The sequence below is a fragment of the Vibrio sp. 2304 genome (assembly GCF_033339475.1).
Classification (GTDB): Bacteria; Pseudomonadota; Gammaproteobacteria; order Enterobacterales; family Vibrionaceae; genus Vibrio; species Vibrio alginolyticus.
In genome coordinates this window covers 1-5919 of the sequence record NZ_JAWOUQ010000029.1, presented here as the reverse complement: position 1 = coordinate 5919, position 5919 = coordinate 1, and the positions used below count along the sequence as shown (strand labels likewise).

Here is a 5919-nt window from a genome sequence, read left to right as displayed (position 1 = left end):
GGGACGGATTCGAACCATCGAAGGCAGTGCCGGCAGATTTACAGTCTGCTCCCTTTGGCCACTCGGGAACCCCTCCAAATTTTCAAGCCATTCAGACTACTAAAGGAAAGAATGGTGCCGACTACCGGAATCGAACTGGTGACCTACTGATTACAAGTCAGTTGCTCTACCTACTGAGCTAAGTCGGCATAAGTGGTGCGCATTCTATTGAATGATTTTCTAGGTTGCAATAGTAATTTAAAAAAAAATCATAAATTTCGATTTTTTAGATTCGTTTGCTGCAAATTCGTACAAACTTAGCTTTTTTAAAGTAAACTTCGACCTTTGTCGTTTGCTTTGAAGTTCGCTTGATGTATGTTCTTGCTTCTATTAAACCAAGGATAAAAGAGACCCATGAGTCCATTTTTGTCATTTGACCGTGCAAATTGGGCCGAGTTAAGAAACTCTGTACCGATGACACTTTCTGAAGACGACTTGACTGCGCTTCAGGGCATTAATGAAAACCTAACCATGGAGGAAGCGGTAGAGATCTACCTTCCTTTGTCTCGTCTTTTGAATCTGTATGTCCAGGCTCGTCAAAGCCGCAATTCCGTATTACAACAATTCTTAAATACAGAGGAACATGCTCCCCCTTTCGTAATTGGTATCGCTGGCAGTGTTGCTGTAGGCAAAAGTACGACTGCTCGTATTCTAACGGCATTGCTTTCTCGTTGGGAGAATCATCCCAAAGTGTCCTTGGTTACAACAGATGGCTTCCTATATCCGAAAAAAGTACTAGAAGAACGCGGTATCATGCATCGTAAAGGCTTCCCAGAATCCTATGATATCAAGCGCTTAGTCGAGTTCATGTCTGACGTAAAGGCAGGAAAGCCCGATCTTGAAGTACCCATCTACTCTCACATCACGTATGACATTACTGATGAACTAAGAAAAGTGGATAGACCGGATGTTCTTATTATTGAAGGTTTAAACGTTCTGCAAAGTGGAATGGACTATCCACATGACCCGCATCGTGTCTTCGTCTCTGACTTTTTAGATTTTTCAATTTATGTCGATGCAGAAACAGAGACCATTGAACATTGGTATGTAGAACGCTTTTTAAAGTTTCGCCAAGGGGCCTTTACGAAACCAGGCTCTTATTTTAGCCACTACACACAACTCTCTGTCGATGACGCAAAGAAAAAAGCGAAGCAAATTTGGCATGATATTAATGGGCTAAATTTAGAATTGAATATTCTTCCAACTCGAGAGAGAGCCCACTTGATTCTACACAAAGGCGTTAACCACTTAGTTGATAAAGTCTCGTTGCGAAAGTAATCGAAGATTAGTCACTTTTACGCAACGAGATTTCACCACCAATATAAGTCTCTAGTCCTTGGGAGGTTTCGATTAATATTCCACCTTGATGATCGATGCCTCGAACGACGCCATGTACCTCTCTAGGCCCAATAAGCAGTTTGACCTGACGATTAAGGAAATTGTCTAACCGATTCCAACGTTCGATAAAGCCAGTAAGCCCTTTCATTTCATATTCGACAAGTGCAGAATTCCAATGCTTGATAAGAGTCATTGCTAGAACATTTCTATCGATCTTGAGACTCTGATTTACTTGGTTCAACGTGGTCCATGGCTGGTCAATCTCAGGCTGGTCGTCAGGCATTCCAATATTCAGGCCCATCCCAATCACTAGATGAGCAGCCCCACCGGCCTGACCCGACATTTCAACCAAGATTCCGGCCAGTTTTTTATCTTGATAATACAAGTCATTCGGCCACTTGAGTTTAACACCTTGCATGCCTACTTCTTCCAGAGCTTCCACTGCGGCAATCCCAATCACCAAGCTCAAGCCCATTGCCGCAGCCATTCCTGCATCCAGTCGCCAATACATAGAGAGATATAAGTTAGAGCCAAATGGTGAGACCCATTGTCTACCGCGGCGACCACGCCCTTGTGCTTGATATTCAGCAATACAAACACGGCCCTTTTCCGAATCCGCGACTCTGTCGAGCAAATATTGGTTCGTTGAGTCAATCACAGGGACGAGTTCAACAAGTGACTCCGAGCTAGTGGTCAGGAGAGTCTCGTCTAACAACTGCAATGGTGAGGCTAACTGGTAACCGCGCCCTTGCACTCGATAAATATCAATACCCCATTCACTAAGACCTTTAATGTGCTTAGCGATTGCCGCTCTAGAAACATTAAGATCGTCGCCCAACGCTTCTCCTGAATGAAACTCTCCATCACTTAATAACTTTAAAATATGAAGTTTCGTAGAGTGATCTTTTCTCATCTAGATGCCTCGATCTGAGTCAAATTGGTCTCCCCGGTACGATTGAGAAAGCGTACTTCATGCTCAAGTATGATTTGGTATTTGTCCCATACCGTCTGCTTCACTAAAGAAGCAAGCGCGACAATGTCATCAGCACTACAATTATCTATGTTGGTCAAAACCAAAGCTTGCATAGGGTTGATCTGCGCACCATGTACAGACTTCCCCTTTAATCCACACTGATCAATAAGCCAACCAGCAGCAATTTTCATTCCTCCTGAAGCTGGGTAGGCCACTACGTTAGGGTATTTTTTTGTTAGTCGATCATAGTGATCTTCTGTGATCACTGGGTTTTTAAAGAAACTACCTGCGTTACCTATCTTGGTTGGATCTGGCAGTTTTGCCTTTCGCACTTGGCATACTCGTTCGAAGATAGAAGCAGGGCTGAGTTGTTCTTCTGGGATACTTTGTAAAGGACCGTACTGGTTAATCGGCTGCCATTGCTTCGCCAACTTAAGCCCTAATGCGGTGATAAAGCACTTTCCGTGCAACGCATGTTTAAATATGGAATCCCTATAGGCAAACTCACAGTCTTGGGCGTGCATTCTTTTGTTTTCAAACGTAGTTAGGTCAAGAACATCTACATAATCACAGATGTCTTTTAGCTCTAGGCCATACGCACCAATGTTCTGAATAGGAGCCGAGCCAGCACAACCTGGAATCAAAGCTAAGTTCTCAATCCCACCGATCCCCTGATTCACACACCAGGAAACCAATTCAGGCCAATCTTCACCACCGGCAATATGTAATAGGTAATGCTCATCCGTTTCCGTGACTTCTTTACCCATGATTCGATTAACAATCACTAATCCCTCAAAATGTTCTGTAAAAAGAACATTACTTCCTTTACCTAAAAAAAGTTTCGGTAAATGGGTGAATCTTGGGTTTTGAAATAGCTCAATAACATCTTCAAGCGACTCAACGATAGCTAAATAGGAACACGATTGTTCAATTCCAAAAGTATGGTAAGCCTTTAGGCTCGCATTTGTTTTAATTTGCATAGTAGGTTTGCAACACCAGATAAGATTCTCTTAAACTGTCGACATTCTACATTAGTTATCTTTTAACCGCAGTGACAATACCAGACTCATTAATCATAGAAGTGTTAAATCCCATCAAGCTCCCCCTCATTAAGAAACTATACAAAGCGTATTACCCTGCGGGTCGAGCCAAAAAAGATGAATTGATCATTACAGCAAGCCATAAAGGTGAAATCATTGCGTTACTACGTTTAAAAAGTGTAGATAAAGTTCGTCTGTTGACAGGAATGTTGGTCATTCCGAAAGTTAGGGGAACAGGGATTGGAAAAGAACTACTAACTCATTGTAAAAGCAATGTTTTCACTGATGGCGATTATTGCTTCGCGTTTACACATCTCGAATCCTATTATTCCAAGCATGGATTCACAACAATTGATTGCTCTGAGCTACCACACCCGCTAAAAATGGCATTTCAACGTTATGTAGATAGCGGTAAAGATCTCATTCCAATGCAATTCATCTCTTCAACGACATCAAAACGCGTGCTTTTGTAGCCAGGTAAATCATATCTTTGATAAAATGGCAGGTTCGCAATATTGCACTAAACTAAGGTACTCATACCGATATGATAGTAAGTAGGAATCCATTCGAACAGTTGCCAAGTCTCGCTGTCAATCCGGAAGACTTTGATGTTCTGTATTCAGCAGAATCATTCAGAACCCGTCTTTTAGATGCTATCAGCAAAGCAACGTCGCGAATTTACCTAGTCGCTCTATATCTGGAAGATGATGAAGCTGGACGTGAAATTCTCACTGCGCTTTATGAAGCGAAACAGCGCAATCCTGGGTTGGACATCAATATCTGTGTCGACTGGCATCGAGCGCAGCGTGGCCTGATTGGTGCGGAGACATCTGAGGGTAATTCAGCGCTTTACAAAGCATATGCCAGTAAGTACCAACACCCAATCCCTGTCTATGGCATACCAGTGCGTGGCAGAGAAGTTTTTGGGGTACTGCATTTAAAAGGCTTCATTGTCGATGATACTGTTATCTACAGTGGGGCGAGCTTAAATAACGTTTATCTCCATTATCATGAACGTTATCGATTTGATCGTTACCATGTGATTCGACATGAATCTTTAGCGAATTCAATGGTGCAATTCATTCAGGAAGAAATGATTGCTCACCCTGCCGTTAATGATCTTGCAGGAAAAGATAAGCCAGAAACCAAAGAAATAAAGTCGGCGATTCGCCAACTGAGGGCTTCTCTTGCTCAAGCAAACTATAAGTTTGAAGACCAAGCTGCAACAGAAGAAAGCGTAAAAGTCACTCCGTTAGTTGGGCTAGGCAAACGCCGTAATCTACTCAATCAACAGATTGTAAAGTTATTGGCAGCAGCCCAAGACGAAATTTTCATTTGTACGCCTTACTTTAACTTCCCTAAAGCACTTCATCGTGAAGTGAAACGAGCCATGAAGCGTGGTGTGAAAGTAACTATTGTTGTGGGTGATAAAACCGCCAACGACTTTTACATTGCACCTGAGGAAGACTTTAAAACCATTGGCGGACTTCCATATCTTTACGAAGTGAATTTGCGTCGCTTTGCGAAAGCCAATGAAGCGAATATCGCCGCACGTAAATTGTCAATTCACCTATGGAAGCATGACAATAACAGCTTCCACCTTAAGGGTATTTGGGTTGATAAACGCTATATGCTACTTACTGGGAATAACCTAAATCCACGTGCTTGGTCACTCGACCTAGAAAATGGGCTACTCATACAAGACAATTATGCGAAGCTCACTGGGAAGTTTGAAGACGAAGTTTCGCGTATTCTTGAGCATACTCACCTTATCTGTACTTATAAGCAATTAGAGAAAGTAGAAGACTATCCTATAGGGGTACAGCGACTGGTCAGAAAAATTACCCGCCTAAAGGCAGATGGTGTTTTAAAACGTATTCTTTAGACATCATTTCTCGCTCTAAAGTACTTCGAGATTTTTATACTAAGCCAACCGCTTTAGCAGTTGGCTTTTTCATATAATCCATTTGGAATACTTAACTATTTTCTAGTATCGCTAGTGAGCACATAACCACTTAGATCTAGAGCGACTCTCTTAATGGGTTTGAGCTTTGACGTTTGTGAGTATTCCGCATAGCTTACAGTCTCGAGCTAAGCTACCCCTCTCTGTTCTGGCGCTTCTTACCCTTTGGCGATATATTTTTTCTGAGACTCATCAAATGTTCAGCGTCGAAAATCATCACCTCGCTAATGAAGAGCTCCTTCAATCTTTCATCTTCCAATTCGTTTTTTCTTTCTCATCAAGATTCAAGTCGTTGAACGCCTTTGAATACCATAGATTACTTAGGCTTGTTTGTAGGTCATATTGCCTTTCCACAGCATCACCGGCCTATAATTAATTAAAGCCTAGTGTGTAATCACGCAGAGTTCGCTTAGTAGGGATTATGGGGAGTAGTCTAGTTAGGTGTAAACACTCTTCAGGGAAACGTCGCAGTAGAAACGAAAAAAGCCCCAGTCTTTCGACTGAGGCTTAATATAAGTGGCGGAGTGGACGGGACTCGAACCCGCGACCCCCGGCGTGACAGGCCG

At 42.5% G+C, this 5919-nt stretch carries 5 protein-coding genes and 1 tRNA gene; 3 read left to right on the top strand and 3 right to left on the bottom strand.

All coding sequences use genetic code 11. From position 1 onward, the window contains the following. Positions 1–112: 112 nt before the first annotated feature. Positions 113–188, bottom strand: a tRNA-Thr gene (locus R7P64_RS23945). Positions 189–393: 205 nt separating this feature from the next. Between R7P64_RS23945 and coaA the strand changes: the two genes are divergently transcribed. Next, positions 394–1317, top strand: coding sequence for a type I pantothenate kinase (gene coaA / locus R7P64_RS23940; RefSeq protein ID WP_005388683.1), 924 nt, complete (start codon positions 394–396; stop codon positions 1315–1317). 7 nt (positions 1318–1324) lie between these two features. Here coaA and birA read toward each other — a convergent pair whose 3' ends face one another. Both birA and murB read right to left on the bottom strand, forming a co-directional pair. Next, positions 1325–2290, bottom strand: a complete 966-nt coding sequence (gene birA / locus R7P64_RS23935) for a bifunctional biotin--[acetyl-CoA-carboxylase] ligase/biotin operon repressor BirA (protein WP_130545443.1) — start codon at positions 2288–2290, stop codon at positions 1325–1327. Then, positions 2287–3330, bottom strand: a complete 1044-nt coding sequence (gene murB, locus R7P64_RS23930; RefSeq protein WP_318124081.1) for a UDP-N-acetylmuramate dehydrogenase — start codon at positions 3328–3330, stop codon at positions 2287–2289. Before murB ends, birA begins: the two co-directional genes overlap by 4 nt. 101 nt (positions 3331–3431) lie before the next feature. Between murB and R7P64_RS23925 the strand changes: the two genes are divergently transcribed. Beyond that, entirely contained in the window at positions 3432–3863 is a 432-nt protein-coding gene (locus R7P64_RS23925) for a GNAT family N-acetyltransferase (RefSeq protein WP_213973597.1), read from the top strand. Between the two features lie 71 nt (positions 3864–3934). Beyond that, positions 3935–5275 (top strand): CDP-diacylglycerol--serine O-phosphatidyltransferase, encoded by a 1341-nt coding sequence (pssA, locus tag R7P64_RS23920; protein ID WP_213886990.1) that lies wholly within the window; start codon positions 3935–3937, stop codon positions 5273–5275. Positions 5276–5919 lie beyond the last annotated feature (644 nt).

Excerpts from the sequence above, each read along its gene's own strand:
- pssA (WP_213886990.1), top strand. The coding sequence starts at position 3,935 with ATGATAGTAAGTAGGAATCCATTCGAACAGTTGCCAAGTCTCGCTGTC.
- coaA (WP_005388683.1), top strand. The coding sequence starts at position 394 with ATGAGTCCATTTTTGTCATTTGACCGTGCAAATTGGGCCGAGTTAAGA.
- birA (WP_130545443.1), bottom strand. The coding sequence starts at position 2,290 with ATGAGAAAAGATCACTCTACGAAACTTCATATTTTAAAGTTATTAAGT.
- murB (WP_318124081.1), bottom strand. The coding sequence starts at position 3,330 with ATGCAAATTAAAACAAATGCGAGCCTAAAGGCTTACCATACTTTTGGA.